Source organism: Advenella kashmirensis W13003 (assembly GCF_000506985.1).
GTDB classification, from domain to species: domain Bacteria; phylum Pseudomonadota; class Gammaproteobacteria; order Burkholderiales; family Burkholderiaceae_B; genus Advenella; species Advenella kashmirensis_A.
In genome coordinates this window covers 103,096-118,081 of record NZ_KI650982.1, presented here as the reverse complement: position 1 = coordinate 118,081, position 14,986 = coordinate 103,096, and the positions used below count along the sequence as shown (strand labels likewise).

General features: G+C 55.9%; 17 protein-coding genes. 9 read left to right on the top strand and 8 right to left on the bottom strand.

Translation table 11 applies throughout. The annotated features are described in order from the left end of the window. Positions 1-14: 14 nt before the first annotated feature. From W822_RS42515 to W822_RS42495, 5 genes are read right to left on the bottom strand one after another with little or no spacing between them, the layout of a single operon-like run. Complete coding sequence (locus tag W822_RS42515) at positions 15-1,013, bottom strand: Bug family tripartite tricarboxylate transporter substrate binding protein (RefSeq protein WP_253272341.1); 999 nt, start codon at positions 1,011-1,013, stop codon at positions 15-17. Further along, complete coding sequence (locus W822_RS42510) at positions 1,010-1,720, bottom strand: 3-oxoacid CoA-transferase subunit B (RefSeq protein WP_024006891.1); 711 nt, start codon at positions 1,718-1,720, stop codon at positions 1,010-1,012. The genes W822_RS42515 and W822_RS42510 overlap by 4 nt, the downstream gene beginning before the upstream one ends. After that, the gene (locus W822_RS42505) at positions 1,713-2,387 is read right to left on the bottom strand and encodes a 3-oxoacid CoA-transferase subunit A (RefSeq protein WP_024006890.1); all 675 of its coding nucleotides are present in this window, start codon (positions 2,385-2,387) and stop codon (positions 1,713-1,715) included. The genes W822_RS42510 and W822_RS42505 overlap by 8 nt, the downstream gene beginning before the upstream one ends. Before the next feature lie 22 nt (positions 2,388-2,409). Continuing rightward, positions 2,410-3,582: a thiolase gene (locus W822_RS42500; RefSeq protein WP_024006889.1), complete on the bottom strand. Its 1,173-nt coding sequence runs from the start codon at positions 3,580-3,582 to the stop codon at positions 2,410-2,412. Beyond that, positions 3,579-3,977, bottom strand: a complete 399-nt coding sequence (locus tag W822_RS42495; RefSeq protein WP_024006888.1) for a Zn-ribbon domain-containing OB-fold protein — start codon at positions 3,975-3,977, stop codon at positions 3,579-3,581. Before W822_RS42495 ends, W822_RS42500 begins: the two co-directional genes overlap by 4 nt. A gap of 319 nt (positions 3,978-4,296) precedes the next feature. Between W822_RS42495 and paaG the strand changes: the two genes are divergently transcribed. Beyond that, positions 4,297-5,097, top strand: a complete 801-nt coding sequence (gene paaG / locus W822_RS42490) for a 2-(1,2-epoxy-1,2-dihydrophenyl)acetyl-CoA isomerase PaaG (protein WP_024006887.1) — start codon at positions 4,297-4,299, stop codon at positions 5,095-5,097. Positions 5,098-5,154: 57 nt separating this feature from the next. Here paaG and W822_RS42485 read toward each other — a convergent pair whose 3' ends face one another. The 3 genes from W822_RS42485 to W822_RS42475 all read right to left on the bottom strand — a co-directional run bounded on the left by W822_RS42485 (position 5,155) and on the right by W822_RS42475 (position 7,305). Continuing rightward, positions 5,155-5,982, bottom strand: a complete 828-nt coding sequence (locus W822_RS42485; protein WP_253272340.1) for a UDP-2,3-diacylglucosamine diphosphatase — start codon at positions 5,980-5,982, stop codon at positions 5,155-5,157. Next, positions 5,969-6,478: a peptidylprolyl isomerase gene (locus W822_RS42480; protein ID WP_024006885.1), complete on the bottom strand. Its 510-nt coding sequence runs from the start codon at positions 6,476-6,478 to the stop codon at positions 5,969-5,971. The genes W822_RS42485 and W822_RS42480 overlap by 14 nt, the downstream gene beginning before the upstream one ends. A gap of 122 nt (positions 6,479-6,600) precedes the next feature. Further along, a complete protein-coding gene (locus W822_RS42475; RefSeq protein WP_024006884.1) occupies positions 6,601-7,305 on the bottom strand; it encodes a tetratricopeptide repeat protein in 705 nt (234 codons plus the stop codon). 184 nt (positions 7,306-7,489) lie between these two features. On the opposite strand from W822_RS42475, the gene cysS reads away from it, so the two are divergent. The 8 genes from cysS (at position 7,490) to W822_RS42440 (ending at position 14,953) form a co-directional block, all read left to right on the top strand. Next, a complete protein-coding gene (cysS, locus tag W822_RS42470) occupies positions 7,490-8,950 on the top strand; it encodes a cysteine--tRNA ligase (RefSeq protein WP_253272339.1) in 1,461 nt (486 codons plus the stop codon). Positions 8,951-8,961: 11 nt separating this feature from the next. After that, a complete protein-coding gene (locus tag W822_RS0124050; protein WP_031243519.1) occupies positions 8,962-9,597 on the top strand; it encodes a DNA-3-methyladenine glycosylase family protein in 636 nt (211 codons plus the stop codon). A gap of 37 nt (positions 9,598-9,634) precedes the next feature. Further along, complete coding sequence (locus tag W822_RS42465; protein WP_024006882.1) at positions 9,635-10,594, top strand: acetyl-CoA carboxylase carboxyltransferase subunit alpha; 960 nt, start codon at positions 9,635-9,637, stop codon at positions 10,592-10,594. Then, positions 10,578-11,621 carry a tRNA lysidine(34) synthetase TilS gene (gene tilS / locus W822_RS42460; RefSeq protein ID WP_253272338.1) on the top strand — a complete coding sequence of 348 codons (1,044 nt, stop codon included), beginning with the start codon at positions 10,578-10,580 and terminating at the stop codon, positions 11,619-11,621. Before W822_RS42465 ends, tilS begins: the two co-directional genes overlap by 17 nt. 293 nt (positions 11,622-11,914) lie before the next feature. Beyond that, positions 11,915-12,241 carry a PepSY domain-containing protein gene (locus tag W822_RS42455; protein ID WP_024006879.1) on the top strand — a complete coding sequence of 109 codons (327 nt, stop codon included), beginning with the start codon at positions 11,915-11,917 and terminating at the stop codon, positions 12,239-12,241. Between the two features lie 311 nt (positions 12,242-12,552). Next, on the top strand, positions 12,553-13,794 hold the full coding sequence (locus W822_RS42450; RefSeq protein WP_024006878.1) for a SorA family sulfite dehydrogenase catalytic subunit: 1,242 nt from the start codon (positions 12,553-12,555) through the stop codon (positions 13,792-13,794). An 11-nt stretch (positions 13,795-13,805) separates the two neighbouring features. After that, positions 13,806-14,210, top strand: coding sequence for a hypothetical protein (locus W822_RS42445; RefSeq protein WP_024006877.1), 405 nt, complete (start codon positions 13,806-13,808; stop codon positions 14,208-14,210). A gap of 98 nt (positions 14,211-14,308) precedes the next feature. After that, the gene (locus tag W822_RS42440; RefSeq protein WP_031243516.1) at positions 14,309-14,953 is read left to right on the top strand and encodes a glutathione S-transferase; all 645 of its coding nucleotides are present in this window, start codon (positions 14,309-14,311) and stop codon (positions 14,951-14,953) included. The last annotated feature ends 33 nt before the right edge of the window (positions 14,954-14,986 follow it).

Genomic DNA, 14,986 nt, shown 5'->3' with positions numbered 1-14,986 from the left:
GCATGGTTCAGTTTCTATTCGATGCGGGCCCCCGACTGGTCGACCGCTGTTTTCCATTTTTTTATTTCAGTTGCTATCAGACTGGAAAACGCTCCAGGGGTGGAGCCTTCTATTTCGTAACCGTACTGGGTGAGCTGCTTGCTGACCGCAGGGGTTCGCGCTGCATCGTTAAAAGCTTTGTTCAGATCCCTGATCACGCTGTCCGGCGTTCCGGCAGGCGCGAGGATGCCATACCAGCCGTTGACTTCGAAGCCCGGTACGCCGGATTCGGCAACCGTCGGCACATCGGGAAGAACGGCGGAGCGTTTGCTGCCGGTGACCGCAATGCCTTTTAGTTTGCCTGCCTTCACATGGGGCAGGGAAGTCGAAATACTGTCGAACATCAGCGACACCTCGCCCGACAGCATGGCGACGACAGCCGGCCCGCTGCCTTTGTAGGGCACATGAATCATTTTGGTATGGGTAGCGCTTTTGAACAGCTCGGCGGCCAGATGACTGGTGTTGCCGTTACCGGCAGAGGCAAAGGTCAGCTTGTCTGGATTGGCGCGGGCATAGTCGATCAATTCCTGCGTCGTATTGACGGGTGTCTGTTTGGCCGCAGCCACCAGCATGGGCAAGGTTGCCAGTACCGAGACCGGTGCGAAATCCTTTTCCGTATCATAGGGCAAAGATTTATACATGCTTGGATTGATGGCATGCGCTGCCAGCACCATCAGAACGGTATAGCCGTCGGGTTTGGCCCGGGCCAGTTGCGCGGTGGCAATGGTGCCGCCAGCGCCGGGACGATATTCAAGCACGACCGGCTGCTTGATGGTTTTCTGCATTTGGGCGGCTATCGGTCGCGCCAGCAGATCGGCGCTTCCGCCCGGCGGATAGGGTATCAGCAGGGTGATGGGTTTGTCGGGAAAGGCCTGGGCGCTGCCGGCTGCCGTCAGCCCGATGGCCAGTCCGAGTCCCAGCGCCGATGCGCTGCGCAGCATGCCTTGCCGCAATTTGATCCATTTTATAGTCATTGCGTCTCCTCCTTGAAAAACGGTTGTCCGGCGTCGTCTACGGCAATGGTCGCGCAGGGCTCGTCCATATGCAGTGTCGCCTCGCTCAGGGCCTGTAGTTGCTGTTGCGTCAGCCCTTGCACCATGGCACGGATCAGGAATCGGCTCTCTTTGACTTCGATGATTGCCAGATCCGTATAGACAAAATCAACCACCCCGGCTCCGGTCAAGGGATAGGTGCAGGAACGCAGCAGTTTGGGCTCGCCTGTCTTGGTGGTATGCTCCATCATGACCAGCACCTGTTTGGCGCCGACTGCCAGGTCCATCGCGCCGCCGATGGCGGCAATGGCGTTCGGGGCATCGGTAATCCAGTTTGCCAGATCGCCGTTTTCCGCCACCTGGAAACCGCCCAGAATAGAGTAGTCCAGATGGCCACCGCGCATCATGGCAAATGAATTGGTATGTTCGGTAATGGATGCGCCCTGTAACAATACAATGGGCTTGCGACTGGCGTTGATGATGTCAGTGTCAATTTCGTGGTCAATCGCACTGCGCCCCATGCCCAGAATACCGTTTTCGCTGTGCAGGATGATTTCCCGGTCGGCCGGCAAATAATCGGCCACGGTCGTAGGCATGCCGATACCCAGATTGACATAGGCGCCATCGGGCAGGCTGTTGGCGACCAGTCTGGCGATCTGTTCTCTGTCAAGACGGGTGTAATCAGCCATGTTGCGCTCCTGCAAGGACAATGCTTTTAACGAAAATACCCGGCGTCATCACCTGCTCCGGATGGATGTCGCCCAGTTCGACGATTTTGTCTACCTGCGCGATGGCGTGCCTTGCGGCCGTGCACATGACCGGATTGAAGTTCCTCGCGGCCCAGCGATAGGTCAGGTTGCCCCAGCGATCGCCCAGATGGGCGCGCACCAGCGCAAAATCGGCGTGCAAAGGCTCTTCGAGCACGTAACCAATGCCGTTGACCACGCGCACTTCTTTGTTTTCCGCGACACGCGTACCATACCCGGTCGGCGTAAAAAACGGACCCATGCCGGCGCCGGCAGCACGCATCCTTTCGGCCAGCGTGCCCTGGGGAGTACATTCCAGTTCAACCTGTCCTGCGCGAAACGCCTGTGCAAAAATATCCGATTGCGGAGGACGAGGGTGCGAGCAGATAATTTTTCTGACCTGACCGTTTTTGATCAGACCTGCGATACCCACTTCGCGTGTTCCTGCATTGTTGCTGATGATCGTCAGATTGCGCGTGCCCATATGAGCAAGACTGGTCAGCATTTCAAATGGAATACCCGAGTCACCGAAACCGCCGACCATAATGGATGCCCCGTCGGGAATCTGGCTTAATGCGGCTTCATGCGTTTCAAGAATTTTGTTTATCATCTTTGTCCTGTATTGGAAGGGGTCATAACGTGGCTTCAGTGCCCAGAATGGCGGTGGACTGGCTCGACAGGGTGCCGCCATTGCCGTGGACCAGGGCCAGCTGTGCGTCGGCGACCTGGCGCGCATCGCCCTGGCCGCGCAATTGCCTGACCGCTTCGATCAGAATGAACATTCCGTACATGCCCGGATGCACGCAGGAAAGCCCGCCGCCGTTGGTGTTGACAGGCAAGTGCCCGCCGGGGGCAATGCCGCCTTTGCTCACAAAGTCTCCGCCTTCTCCTTTTTTGCAAAATCCAAGGTCTTCCATAAACAGAATCGTATTGATGGTGAACGCGTCATACACTTCGGCCACATCGATATCGGCGGGTTTGACGCCGGCCATTTCATATGCAATTTTTCCTGACTGCCGGGCAGCAGTCACGGTCAGATCGTCCATGGACGAGATCTGGCGATTCCACACAGCAGTCGAATTGCCCAATACATAAACGGGTTTTTGCCGGAGTGTTTTAGCGCGATCGGCACGCACCAGTACATAGGCACCCGCGCCGTCGCTGACCAGACAACAGTCGCGCACGGTCAGCGGATCGGAAACCATGCGCGACGATAGCACCTGGTCGATCGTAAGGGGATCACGCATCGAGGCTTCGGGGTTAAGCCGGGCCCACTCCCGGGCAGCTACCGCAACCTCGGCCAGTTGCTCGCGCGTTGTGCCGTATTGGTGCATATGTCGCGCGGCTGCGAGGGCATAGGAACTCAGAGGGCTTAACGGCTCGTATGGCGTTTCGTGAGGCTGCGGATCCATCATGCGACGCATCTTGCCAATGGCGGCGCGGTTAACCGTTGAGCTGCGCTGGGTACTGCCGTAGCAGACGAGGACCGCATTGCACTGGCCCGACACCAGGGCCTGAATGGCCGGCATCAGGTGGGCAACAAAGCTGGAGCCGCCCACCATGGTGTTGTCGATGAAGGTGGGCCTGATACCCAGATGCTCAATGACCGGCATGACCCACATGGTGGACGATACGCTGGCCGTGGCGATGCCGTCGATATCCTGCATGGTCAGGCCCGCATCGCGCACGGCTCGTGTTGCAGCCTGCACAAGGATCTCCATTTCCGTATAGCCTTCGGCCAGACCCAGGCCGGCATGTCCGACCCCGACAATGGCGGTTGCGCCGCGAAGTTTGGGATCAATCATGCCTTGTCTCCTGCTGGAACAAAGACCAGTAATGCCTCGTCGCCGGTACGCTGGATGCAGGCAACGACAGACTGTCCGATGCGTACCTCTCCCGGGGCAATATCCTGCACGCGGCTCATCATGCGCGGGCCTTCCTCAAGATCGATCAGGGCCACGTTGTGATCACCCCCGTTTTCAGGTTTATTGCGGACCACGGTGACCGAGTACACCGTGCCTTTGCCTGACGGCGTATACCATTGCAGATCATCGCTGCCGCAATGCGGGCAGACCATGCGCGGGTAAAAGATGCTTTTGTCACAGTCGCCGCAACGTTGAATGGTAAACGCACCGGCCTGCAACTGCGTTTGATAATACTTTTCTGCGCCGGTCTCCAGCGTCTGATTGCTTACGGTCATGGCTTATTCCTGTATCGAATATGTGTATCGTCATACAGTATTGTTTCTGCAGACAGGATTGACAATCTGTTTTTTCAGAAGGATTACTTCAGACACACTTAACTCACGTTTTCCCTCAGGCCGGCCGTCGTGACCAGTCCCGATGAAGGGGGGCTTTGGGAATACAGAATTGCCGGCAGCGGCAATTTATAGTGATATTGCAGTCGTGCAGGCTCGTTTGCCCGCGCCTGACTGTCCAAAAATCGGTATCATGACGGGCACGAGATAGCCGTCAGCAATATCGGGGTCGGTTTGTTTGAAATTATTGGGGAGTGCCGCAGTGGAAAAAAAAGTTTTTGAGGCCATTCTGTTTGACTATCGGGATGGGGTTGGATACATCACGCTCAACAGGCCAGACCGGCTCAACAGTTTTACCCAGCAGATGCATGACGAACTGCGCGAGGCTATGGATTTTCTGGAATCGCGCGCCGATCTGCGTGGTGTGATTCTGACAGGTGCCGGTCGCGGTTTTTGCGCCGGCCAGGATCTGGGCGAGCGCCAGCCTCTGGAGCCGGGGCAGTTCCGGGATTTGGGCGAAGCGCTTGAAAAGAATTACAAGCCGCTTATTACACGCTTGCGTGCCCTGCCAGCACCTGTCGTTTGTTTTGTCAACGGCGTAGCGGCAGGGGCGGGCATGAGCCTGGCCCTGGCCTGCGATCTGGTTTTTGCCGTGCAGTCTGCCCGCTTCATTCAGGCGTTCGCTAAAATCAGTCTGGTACCCGACGCCGGTTCCACGCATTTTCTGCCGCGCCTGGTCGGAACCCAGCGCGCCATGGGGGCCGCCTTGCTGGCTGAGCCGGTATCTGCCGAGCAGGCCGAGCAGTGGGGCATGATCTGGAAGTGTATTGCAGACGACCAGTTGCAATCACAGATACAGACAGTTCACACCCAGCTGACGACAGGGGCGACCCGGGCGATGGCCGCGACCAAACACGCGTTGTATGCGAGCGCCGACAACACCCTGCAGCAACAGCTGGATCTGGAAATCGAGCTGCAGCGGGAAATGGGCATGACCGAAGACTATCGGGAAGGCAGCAAGGCATTCAGGGAAAAACGCAAGCCCCTGTTTCAGGGACGTTAGTCAGGGCAGCCTGGCGTAACACGTGGTGCAGCTTCACCAAGCCGGCGTGGCAGCCGGTCAGGCCGCGGCTGGCGATGCTGGCGTTGTCGATGGATTCTGACCGGCTTCAGGCGCAGCAAAGTGATGCATTTGAATGCCGGATGAACTGATCGACAGATACCCGCCACGAAAGGGGGGGTGGTCCCATTCCCAATCGGGCAGTACCCAGCGGCAGCGCTGCGTGCCCTGATCCTCGAATTGATGGCATTTGGGTTTATGGGTATGGCCGTGCACCATATGCACCAGTGCAGGATGTTGCCTGAATACAGCCGATACTGCCTCATGGGCCACATCCATCAGATACATGGGCTTGGTGCCATGTGCATGCATGCTGGTCTTGCGGGCACGACGGGCGATCGTGCGGCGCAGCCGCAAGGGCAGGGCCAGGAACAGGCCGCGTACCAGCGGGTGCCGGGAGAGTTTGCGAAATCGCTGGAAAGACACGTCGTGCGTGCACAGTTCATCGCCATGACTGATATGAACAGGGCCGGCATCGGTGTGAAACAGGGCCGATTCGGCCATCAATGTTGCACCGATTTTTCCTGCCAGTTCCGGACCCATTAGAAAATCGCGATTGCCATGACCTATATAAACCGGAATGGTTTTTGCCGTTTCCGACAGGTGCTCGATGGCCTGTTGCAGCCAGGGTTCGGGCATCCGGATCGCGGCATCGTCGCCGATCCAGGCATCAAAAATATCGCCCGCCAGAATAAGCGCATCGGCGTGCGCCGCCGCCTGGGCCAGAAAGGCATAGAAAACGCGGCAGGTTTCGGGGACCTGCCGCGCCAGATGTATATCTGATGCGACCCAGACAGTACCGGGCAGTGTGTAATCAGTTTTCGACAACGCTGGCTTTTTCGATGATGACGGGTTCAACAGGCACGTCCTGGTGGAAGCCGCGATTACCTGTCTTGACGCCTTCGATTTTGTCGACTACATCCTGTCCCTGGACCACTTTACCAAAAACGGCATAACCCCAGCCTTGGGCTGTCGGTGCAGAAAAGTTCAGGAAATCGTTGTCCTTGGCATTGATAAAAAACTGCGCCGTGGCCGATTCGGGATCGTTGGTGCGTGCCATGGCGATAGTATATTTGTCGTTTTTCAGACCGTTGTCGGCTTCGTTCTTGATCGGCGCTTCAGTCGCTTTCTGTTTCATATCCACGTCAAAGCCGCCACCCTGGATCATGAAGCCCTTGATGACGCGGTGGAAGATCAGGTTGTCAAAGAAACCGTTATTGACGTATTTCAGAAAATTTTCTGTGGTAACCGGTGCTTTCTCGGCATTCAGCTCCAGAACGATATCGCCCTGATTGGTTTGCAGTTTGACCTGTGGTTGACTCATGGATGTTTCCTTTTTGGTTGAAGTGGGTGCGGCCTGTGCCGCCTGCAGGGCTGCGACCGACAAAACGGTTCCCAGGGTGAAGCCGGCAATGCGGCGTAAAAATGCAAAATTGGGCATTGCGTTTATTTTCCTTCGATAATGCGTCCGAGAGCCTGCGCCTGCCGGCTGGCGTCGGGAATGCCCTGTTGGGCGGCCTGCGCAAAGGCATTTCGGGACTGGATCAATTGCACCATACCCATGTTGCGTAATGCAACCCCGTAGCGGGGATTGATTGAAAGTGCTGTTTTCAGCGCCTCGTAGGCCGGATCGGTCAGCCCCGCCTGCAGATAAAGTGCAGCCATGTTATTCCAGGGTTCGGCCAGTTCCGGATAGCTGGAGGTCATGCCGCGATAGACGGTCATGGCCTCCTCGTTGCGACCAAGCGCAGCCAGCGCGCGACCTTTCAGGAACAGCATCTGGACGTCGGTCGCAGGCGCCGTAATGCGGTCATTGGCGTTCTGGCGCCGCTCGATTTCCTGGAGCGCCCGGGCTGCCTGGCCCTGGGCGATCATGTTGCTCAGGCGGGAGGCCGCCTGCGATGCCGTTTCGGGAATGGAGGTATCGACCGAAGGCTCCAGCTTTTTCAGCACATTTGCCAATCCCTGCCAGCCGGGTTCGCGCGCATTGGCGGCATCATCCTGACTGTACATGGGCGAGGGGATGCCGTTGCCGGCGTGTTGATTGTCGGCCTGATAGGCGGGGCTTGCCGGCTGGGCCAGGGTTGGCAGCGCTGGCAACAGGCACAGGGCGCACACCGCCAGCGAACGGTGAATGACTTTGAGTTTCACAGCGCTAATCCAGAAAATCGTGAAAGAAAACCTTCAAGTGCAAGCAGCCGTTAACGAGGACTTGCTATACTTACACGTTCGTATTTTAGCCTTAGTTGGGCGAAAGACGTCTCAACCCTAACCCACTACGCCTATTTTCTTTGCTGCATCGGTCAATTCCGACTGCAGGCAAGTCCGGTTTTTTATGTCCGCCATGCAAATATTCAATTCCCTTTCCCGCGCCAAAGCGCCTTTTGTTACGGTCGAACCCGGTAAAGTGCGGATGTACGTTTGCGGCATGACAGTCTATGACTTCTGCCATCTTGGCCATGCCCGTATGCTGGTCAGTTTCGATATTGTCCAGCGGTGGCTGCGTCAAAGTGGATATCAGGTTGATTACGTCAGAAACATTACCGATATCGACGACAAAATCATCAACAAGGCCGTCTCGCTCAATCAGCCCTTACATGCAGTTACGTCTTTTTATACCGACGCCATGCATGCAGATGAGCGTGCACTGGGCGTACAGGCGCCCGACCAGGAGCCTCGTGCGACCATGCATATTCCGGGTATGTTGCAAATTATCCGGGATTTGCAGGACAAGGATCTGGCCTATCAAACGCCTGATGGCGATGTCAATTATGCAGTGCGCAGCTTTGCCGGCTACGGCAAGTTGTCCGGCAAAGTCCTGGATGACCTGCGCGCAGGCAATCGCGTGGCGGTATCGGATGGCAAGCGTGATCCGCTGGATTTCGTCCTGTGGAAGGCCGCCAAGCCTGATGAGCCCGCCGATTCGGTATGGGATTCACCCTATGGGCGTGGCCGCCCCGGCTGGCATATTGAATGCTCGGCCATGAGTCGCGAGCTGCTGGGGCAACCGCTGGATATTCATGGCGGCGGTCCCGATCTGAAATTTCCGCATCATGAAAACGAAATTGCGCAGTCGGAAGGTGCCTATGGCGGCCAGCTGGCCAATGTGTGGATGCATTGCGGCCCGCTGATGGTGGACGACGAGAAAATGTCCAAATCGCTGGGCAATTTCCGCACGATCCGCGATACCGTCAGCAGTCAGCCCGATCCGGCTGCGCCCGACTATCAGGTGAATGTGCGTGAAGCAGAAATGCTGCGTTTTTTCGTGGTACGCAACCATTACCGCAGTCCGCAGAATTTTACGCCGGACAATCTGTACAATGCACAGGCGGCACTGGATCGTATATACCAAACGTTCAACAATACCGGGCTGGATGTCCCTGCCTCCATCGACTGGTCTCAGGAATATGAGCAGTCATTCAAGGCGGCAATGGACGATGACTTCAATACGGCTGGCGCTATTGCCGTCCTGTTCGATATGGTGACCGAAGCCAATCGCCAGAACAGCGCCGCGATTAGTGGCCGCATTCGTGCCCTGGGCGCCGTGCTGGGCTTGCTGGGACAGGACCCGCAACAGTATTTGCAGTCGCCGACACGTTACATTAAACGGGACGGTCAGCCATCCACCGCGGGCGTATTGAGCGAATCGGATATTGAAACGCTGATTGCGCAGCGCAGCGAAGCCAAACAGGCGCGCCAGTTTGAAAAAGCGGATCAGATCCGGGCCCAGCTCAAAGAACATGGGGTGGAACTAGAGGATAAACCAGGTGGGCTGACGCAGTGGCGTCGCGCCTGATAGGGGAAGACATGTCATCTGTTGCACCAGCGGCCGTCAAACCCGAGTACTGGGATGAAGCGGTCACGTATCTGATCAAAAAAGATCGTATTCTGCGAAAAATCATACCGGCTTACCCCAATTTATGGCTGGCGACCAATAAAACAGCGTTCGTAACACTGGCGCGCGCCATAATCGGCCAGCAGATCGCCACAAAAACGGCAGACCAGCTCTGGAAAAATTTCACCCAGCTTTGCGGCCATCGGCCGTCTCCTGCCGCCGTTCTTGAATACAATGAGGCCCAATGGCGGGGAGCCGGGCTGTCCAAACGAAAAACCGAATATATTCTGGATTTGGCGAATCATTTCAACGAGCGTAAAGTAAATCCGCTGAAATGGTCTAAAATGGACGACGAAGACATCATCACGGAGTTGTGCGCCATTCGGGGGATTTCTCGCTGGACGGCGGAAATGTTCCTGATTTTCAATTTGCACAGACCCGATATCCTGCCCATCGATGACCCGGGTCTGCTTAAGGCGATCTCGGAACATTATTTCAGCGGCGAACCCGTCTCACGTTACGAGGTTCGTGAAGTGGCACAATCATGGCAACCGTGGCGGACAGTGGCAACATGGTACTTATGGCGTAGCCTGGAAAAGGTCGCTTAAGTTAAGTACACGTGAAAACATTCATGACAAGACAACTATGAAATTTACTTTTTTAGAATTTGAAGAACCAATTGCAGAGCTCGAACAGAAGATCGAGCAGTTGCGTCATGTTTCCTCTGATTCAGCAGTCGATATTTCCGAAGAAATCACCAGGCTGCAGCAAAAAAGCGAAAGTCTGACCAACACGATTTATTCCAAGCTGACCCCGTGGCAAACCGCCCTGGTGGCCCGGCATCCGCAGCGTCCCTATACCATGGACTACGTTCGCGAAATCTTTACCGATTTTCATGAACTGCATGGCGACCGCATGTACGAAGACGATCTGTCCATCGTGGGCGGGCTGGCCCGTTTTTCCGGCGAACCCTGCATGGTGATCGGCCATCAGAAGGGACGCGACACCAAAGAGCGGGCCAAGCGCAATTTCGGGATGCCGCGTCCTGAGGGTTATCGCAAGGCCCTGCGCCTGATGCGTCTGGCTGAAAAATTTGAATTACCGGTCTTTACATTTGTAGACACGCCGGGTGCCTACCCGGGCATCGGTGCGGAAGAACGCGGACAGTCCGAAGCCATCGGACATAATCTGTACGCCATGGCGGAGTTGCGCGTTCCCATTATCGCGACCATTATCGGCGAAGGCGGATCGGGCGGTGCCCTGGCCATTGCCGTGGGCGATGTCGTGCAAATGCTGCAGTACTCCACCTATGGCGTTATTTCACCGGAAGGCTGTGCTTCTATTTTGTGGCGCAGTGCCGACAAGGCGCCGGTGGCGGCTGAAGCGCTGGCCATTACTGCGCCTCGCCTGCTGGAACTGGGTCTGATCGATAAAGTGGTGCCCGAGCCTGTCGGCGGCGCCCAGCGTGATGCCATCAGCATGGCAAAAACACTGAAGCGTTCACTATCCGAAGCGTTGCGCCAGGTCTCTGGCATGGATGTCGACGAGCTGCTGGACAAACGTCTGGAGCGACTCATGTCCTACGGTCGTGTCCAGGATAAATAAGTCCGCCTTGCCGTTTGCCAGTCCGCTAGAGGACAGCCGTCTTCTGCAACCGCTGCTGGCGGCGATGACCGCGATCGATTCTGCCGATATTGCCATCGGAGTCAGTGGCGGCGCCGATTCGGCGATGCTGCTGGTCGCGGCGGCGCAGCTTGCCGCTCAAACGCAACAAACAGTACAGGCTGTACACGTGCATCACGGCTTGCTGGCCGATGCCGATGCGTGGGCCGCACATACGGCGCAACTGGCACGCGACCTTGGAGTCGCCTTTCATCTTTTGCCGGTCACGGTCGCATCCGGTACGGGCAAAGGCACTGAAGCGGCCGCACGCCAGGCTCGGTACGACGCCTGGCAACGCTGGTCGCAGGACAATCATTGTCACCATATCCTGCTTGCTCATCATCGTGATGATCAGGCCGAAACCGTCTTGCTGCGTCTATTGCGCGGAGCGGGGGTGCAGGGCATGAGCGGCATGGCCGCGCAAACGCAGCGCGGCGCATTGCAGTTGTACCGGCCCTGGCTCGACGTTGAGCGCAGCCGGATTCTGGCGGCGGCTGCCGGTTATGAGGCACAGACCGGATGGATTCCGGTCCTGGACCCGACCAATCTTGATGCCAAATACACCCGGGCGGCAGTCAGGACTCTGCTCACGCCTGTCCTGAATACCCGTTGGCCGCAGTGGCAGGGCAATCTGCTGCGACATGCACGGGTTATGTCTGAGAACACACTGTTGCTGCAGGATCTGGGAGAACTGGATCTGGCGCACTGTCAGCTCACACCGAACGGCTTGTCCTTTTCGCTGGCCCGCTGGCGCGAACTGCCCCGGCATCGTCAGGCGAACGTGTTGCGCCAATGGTTGCGACGACAGCATATTGCCATGCCAACCGAAGCGCGGTTGAATCAGTGGCTGCGTCAGTTACGGGAAGTACATGCGCTTGGCCACGATCGCAATATCCTGCTGCAGCATCAAGGTTGTCATATTGTGTGTCGGCAAGGGCAGGTGCAGTTGCAAATGAATGATGGCGTATAACGCTGATTTCTTCTTTCATCGATCTCGTCTTTCATCGATCTCTTCTTGTAATTAAGCTACGGTTCAGCTCGCGGGTGCAAAGAAGGATTTTTGCCTGACTGGCAATGACCGTCTTCGTGCATATGACTGCAGTGTGTTTCTCGTCATGCTCAGTTGTGTCAGTGCTTTTCAAAATAATCTGGCCATTTTTTTTGTGATTATATTAAAGCCGGATGCGGGACATGCCCGCATTTGCAGAAAAATCAAGGTGAATTTTCTGCCCGACTTTTTTGGGACTTTCTCAAGGTGAGATCATGAAAAAATTTATCACTGCCAGCATGATTGGTTTGCTTGTCGCAGCAGCGCCTGTTACTCAGGCATTGGCCTATCAGGGCGGACACCGTTCAGATGTGTCCCCGGCACAGGCCATGCGCATTGCGGAAAGAGCGGTCGGAGGAAAGGCCTACAAGGCAGAGCCCGATCACTATAAGGGACGCCGCGCCTATAGCGTAGATGTCAGACAGGCCAGGTCGCTGGTGCAGGTAGATGTGGACGCGCGCAGCGGAAAAATCCTGCATATGGAGCGCGAGAAATCGCATGGACCATATGCCCACCGGCAATTCGATCGACAACATCGCTGATGCTTGCTAATGGCTGAATGCTCTTGTGCAGAAGCAGTCTTGCACGGATCATGACTGCTTAAATCTATATTTTCGATGCCGGACAGTTGCGTACTCTTCGGCATTTCCTGTTTATTGGGACTGGTTTTGTTCAGCTTAATGTAATCACAATTGGCATAATAAAAATCTTTAACTGGAACTAGGATAAGTTAATTGCATGTAGTAATATAAGAAGCAATATTGTTGTGATGCCGCTATGACAAACGTAATAATCAGGAAGCATTGGTTTAGCCTGAACGTTCACGGCGTGCCGATGAAAACAGGGAAGAGACATGCGAGACTTTGCACATACCAAGGATGCCAGAAGGCGCTTTCTGAAAACGGCCGGCTACGCGGGGGTCGGCTTGTGGTCTGGTCTGACGTGGCCGACTGCCTTTGCAGCGGCGGACAAAGAGACCATCACATTGCCTTTTGGCAACGGCGAGCGCGTACTCGAAGCCTTTCCCGGCAAGCGTCCGCTTATTGTGCTGACCAATCGTCCACCGCAACTGGAAACGCCATTTTCTGTTTTCAATGACGGGTTGATCACGCCCAATGACGCGTTTTTCGTGCGTTATCACTGGAGCGGTATTCCCACAGAAGTCGATCTGAAAACGTATCGCCTGAAAGTGCATGGCTCTGTCAGCAAACCCCTTGAGCTGACGCTTGACGATTTGAAAAAGTTGCCAGCCCGAGAAATCACTGCGGTCCATCAATGCTCGGGGAACAGCCGCGGTTTTTTCGAGCCGCGCATCAACGGCGGACAATTGGCACACGGTGCCATGGGCAACGCAAAATGGAAGGGCGTTGCGTTGAAAGATGTGCTGGAACTGGCTGGTGTAGCGGGTTCTGCAAAGCAGGTTGCCTTCAACGGGCTGGATCATCCGCCGGTACCGGACGGTCCGGATTTCATCAAGGCGCTGGATATTGATCACGGTATGGATGGCGAGGTGATGCTGGCCTGGTCCATGAACGATGAGGATTTGCCGCTACTCAACGGCTACCCCCTGCGTCTGATCGTGCCGGGCTATTACGGCACCTACTGGGTCAAACATCTGAATGATATTCATGTCATGGATGAAGTTTTCGACGGATTCTGGATGAGCAAGGCCTACAGAATTCCCGATAACGAATGTCATTGCGTCAAACCGGGTGAAACGCCTGAAAAAACCATTCCCATTGAACGGTTCTCGGTTCGTTCCTTTATTACAAACGTAGCTGACGGCACGCAAGTGCAGGTGGGCAAGCCGCAGGCGCTTCGCGGTATCGCCTTTGATGGCGGATCGGGTATCAAAGCCGTGCAAATTTCAACCGATGGCGGCAAGCAATGGTCCGATACCAAACTGGGCGATGAAATCAGCAAATATTCGTTCCGTGAATGGACCAGCGAATTTACACCCCAGACCAAAGGCGAAACGAAATTGATGGTTCGGGCAACCAACCAGAAAGGCGAGACTCAGCCCATGCAGGCCAACTGGAATCCTTCCGGCTATCGCATGAACCGTATCGAACAGATTCGCGTGACTGCGGCATAAGGAGCGGCCAAATGAAATATCTGCATAAACAATTGCTGCATTGTGTTGTTTACGGCTGTACGCTGCTGCCTGTGGCAGCGATGGCGGCCGGCGTCGAATTTCCGCAAGAGACTGGTGGCTACAAGAAAAGCGACCTGCCCGGTTACAAGATCGCCAGCGGGCTTTGCCTGATGTGTCACTCCTCTCAATACGCATCGTCGCAGCCTCCGAAGTCTTCGCCCGCCTACTGGAATGCCACCATTCATAAAATGAAAGATGTCTACAAGGCGCCAGTGACAGACGAGATGATCCCGGCTGTCGTGGAGTATCTGAGCGTTGAATACGGAGGTCAGGATCGGGCCGCAGCACACGCCGATTATGAAAAGGCGATGGCCAAACTCAAAACCCCCGCGGAAGGTGACAGCGTCAAAAAATAAGACATCGGTTCATCTGTGATGGCCGGATGTGATAGAGTCATTGGTGCGTGCTCCGCAAGCTTGTGCGACGGGCATCGCCATTTTACTTTGCCACATTTATGTCTTATCCCATCCTGTATTCCTTCCGACGCTGCCCGTACGCCATGCGGGCCAGACTTGCACTTGCCGCCAGCGGCACGACCTGTGAGCTGCGTGAAATCGTGTTGCGCAGTAAACCGGCGCCCATGCTCGCTGCGTCTCCCAAAGGGACCGTGCCGGTCCTGATTCTGGCTGATGGGCAAGTGATCGAACAGAGTCTGGAGATCATGTTATGGGCATTGCGCCGGAACGACCCGCATGCATGGCTGGCACCGACAGACAGTTCACTGCCTGATATGCTGTCGCTCATCGAAACCTGCGAGCAAGTGTTCAAACACCATCTTGATCGTTATAAGTACCCACAACGTTACGATCTGCCGGATGGTCTCATGCATCGTGATCAGGCGGCTGGCTGGCTGATGGAACTCGAACGGCAATTGGCGTGCCGGCCCTGTCTTTCCGGCGACCATCCGGCTTTGGCAGATATGGCGATCCTGCCTTTTGTGCGCCAGTATGCGCACACGGATCTTGCATGGTTCCAGGCGCAACCGTGGCCGCAAGTGCTGCGATGGCTCGAAGAGTGGAAGGGATCTGATTTATTTGAACAGGTGATGGAAAAATACGTGCCCTGGGAAGAAGGGCAGGAGCGGGTGCTGTTTCCTTAGACGGTGACGGATGCAGATACTATTGCGCAGCGC